Source organism: Bacteroidota bacterium (assembly GCA_030706565.1).
Taxonomy (GTDB): Bacteria; Bacteroidota; Bacteroidia; order Bacteroidales; family JAUZOH01; genus JAUZOH01.
Genome location: JAUZOH010000441.1, coordinates 1 through 2949, shown reverse-complemented (window position 1 = coordinate 2949; position 2949 = coordinate 1). Strand labels below are relative to the sequence as shown.

The following is a 2949-nucleotide window of genomic DNA, read 5'->3' as shown; positions in this document are numbered from 1 at the left end:
TGTTTAGGCATAAATTTTAGCTAGTCTAAACAAAAAGAAATTCACATCGGTTACACCTCTGAGCGAAGCTCTAAAAATTTTCATATACCAAATGCACAAAAGAATGAACAATTAATTTGATAAATGTATACTCAAATGTGCAATATTCTGTTTTTTTAACTTGGCGTTAACTTAACGTAAGCTCATGAAAATGAATAAAAATACAATAAACTTTATGTAAGCAGGTGATATGATGGCTGGGCTGTAGCGCAAAGCCCTATTTTAATTACGACCATTACCCTTGAACGGTTATGCAAACGCGGTTATAAATCTTTGCTCGAATATTACCTTAAAGTTGACCCATCATCAGCTGACGGAAAACGCTGTATACGAGCCCCGTATCTGTCAGCTGGCGGATGGGGTGAGAGCTTTTCCGATAGGCTTTTAGTCTATCGGCGGGCTACAATTGAACTAAATCAGCCTGCTCGGAAAAGTACCCGATACTTTCTATACTTCTCAAAAATATCTATAAACTTCATTAAGTACCTAGCCCATAGCCCGGCGATTGTCGTTCAACACAGACTCATCGTCGGGTCTTGCAGGCCGTTCAGAGTCCTATTTATTATAGCGCTTTGTTTTTTATTTGTTAATCAGGGTTTTCCAATGTTAATAAGCAAAAGCACACAGAACTTATCTATGTGCTTCTGATTATCGCTAGTGATGATAGCTTAAAAACCGCCATCAACAATCCATACCTTATTCGGATTATCATTTCTGACAGCAAGATTCATTTTCTTTATTTCCCCCGATTTAAATTTAATTTCATAAGGGACAAATTCTCCTGGATATAAGCCAGATTTAAACGGCTCTCCTATTCTAATTACTTTCAGTCCTCCAAATTCTTTCTTTATCTTTTTTATTTTTTCAGAATTGCTTTTAAAGAAATCGCAAGCCTCTTCTACAAGTTTCCAATCGTTATTCGCTAAACCTTCAAAGAAAAGTTCTGCAACCCTTTTGCTACTGATGTTTTTAAATGTTTCGCTGTTATAATTTTGATTAAGTTCCTTCCAGTCAACCCCGGCAGGTAAGTTTATTGTAAAAAGTGACGAATCTATTGGAACGTTATAGTCGATTTTTTCTATTTCAAGTATTAACGTTTCTTTTTTACCTTCGAGAATGAATATTTTTAAACCTTTTAACAGCTTTGTATTACTATCAAATGTATATTCACGGCGGTTGTCCGACTCCTCAATAGATTTATTTTTACAATAGTCGTTAATAAAATTGCCCTTTGCTTTTGAAGTAATGGTCATAAGTAACTCGTCATTTTTCTCCTTCATAGTAATTTTTGAACCTTTGACTTTTGTGGCATCTTGTTCTTTCATAAGTATTTTTTCAGGTTCGAGAAGTATTTTAAACCACTCTATAAAATTAGAGTTTCTTCCACCTTTAATACCTTCGTCTGATTGTGGCAACCACAAATACTGGAATTTGCCATCAAATACTACAACCCTATCACCCTTATCAACACGCCATTTTTCAGGTTCTTCAAATGACTCCCAAATCGTATGTTCAACCATATCATATTCAGTTCCCACGAGAGCAAAGTTATCATGGGCAACCGTGCGCACCCTAAGTTTAATTACCATGCTCTTAATTAACTTTGTAGCTTTTATTGAGCTTTCGATAAAAACACCAGCTGCTTTAGCCGTACTGTCAGTAAAAAGGTTGTTTTTGTCAACGATAGGGATAATCATCATTACTACCGCCAATACTGCTGCAATGCTCAGGATTTTCTTGGTTCGTGAACTAATTTTTCTTATTTTTGAAACTTCTTTTTCCATTTTTGTCTCCTCCATTTTTAATTGATGAATAATGTTTTGCTTCAACGCCAATGGAGCATTAGGCTGGAACTTGGGCTTTAGCATTGTAAAGACTTCTTGGGTTCTGCGGTATTCAATGGAACAATCAATGCATTGTTGTATATGTTCCATTACATTAGCCACGACAGTTTCTTCCATGTCTGAATAGAACAGATTAGTTATTTCCAATTTACATTCATTACAATCCATAATTCACCTCCTTTACTGTTGCGAATCTGTTTTTTAGCTTTTCAATGCCATATTTAAACCGCGACTTAATTGTTGTAACAGGAACTTCAAGAATTTCTGCTATTTCTACAAAACTCAGGTTGTCAAAAACCCTCAAGCGTATTGTTTCAGATTGTTCGTTGGGCAACTCAGATAAAAGCTTTTTTAACCGATTATATTCTTCGATTTGAATCAAATTATGTGAAGCCTCATTTTCGTGCATATTTATTGGCAAGACAATCTTATCAATAGGTTCAAATTTTAATTTTCTGCTTTTCCGGCTAAAATCTATACATGCATTGGATATACTCCTATACAGATAGTTTTTAATATTATTCACCGTTTGTAAATTTCCATTCTCATGGTACAATTTTATAAACACTTCCTGAACAATATCCTGCGAATCAGCAAAAGATCCAGTCCTGAAAAATGCAAATCTGAATAGTTGATCCTGAAATTCTGTTATTATGTTTTCGAGTTCTACTAATTTGCTACGGCCGTTAGCTACTTCCATTTTTGTGTTTTAAAGCATTTGTTGATAAGACGAAAAAGTGTATCAAAAAGACGTAAATAATTTTATTTTTTTGCTGTAAATCTGAAATTAGTGCTTATCTATCACTAGTGTCCACTAAAAATTAAAACTAAGTTGAACCTCACTTTCATTACAAACTACGGTATCATAAATGGGGACTCTTTCGAAGAGTTCTCTAATTGGGGTTTTGTCCAAGAGAGAGGCGCTGAGCACCCTGAGTACTTCGAAAGTGCTTCTATTCAGCCGGCAATCATGTTCAACTAGTTGGGTGAAAACATACGAAGCATTATGCATTGCGCCAAATTATTAGAAGTTCGACGCAATATTATAAATTCAAATGTAGATGTT

The 2949-nt window shown here is 34.9% G+C and carries 2 protein-coding genes; both read right to left on the bottom strand.

Translation table 11 applies throughout. The features are described 5' to 3' along the window. Positions 1–707: 707 nt before the first annotated feature. Complete coding sequence (locus tag Q8907_15325; GenBank protein ID MDP4275642.1) at positions 708–2051, bottom strand: hypothetical protein; 1344 nt, start codon at positions 2049–2051, stop codon at positions 708–710. Next, a complete protein-coding gene (locus Q8907_15320; protein MDP4275641.1) occupies positions 2041–2583 on the bottom strand; it encodes an RNA polymerase sigma factor in 543 nt (180 codons plus the stop codon). Before Q8907_15320 ends, Q8907_15325 begins: the two co-directional genes overlap by 11 nt. Positions 2584–2949: the final 366 nt, after the last annotated feature.

What these genes read in the sequence shown, in the direction of transcription:
- Q8907_15325 (MDP4275642.1), bottom strand. Translation starts at nt 2,051, where the DNA reads ATGGATTGTAATGAATGTAAATTGGAAATAACTAATCTGTTCTATTCA.
- Q8907_15320 (MDP4275641.1), bottom strand. Translation starts at nt 2,583, where the DNA reads ATGGAAGTAGCTAACGGCCGTAGCAAATTAGTAGAACTCGAAAACATA.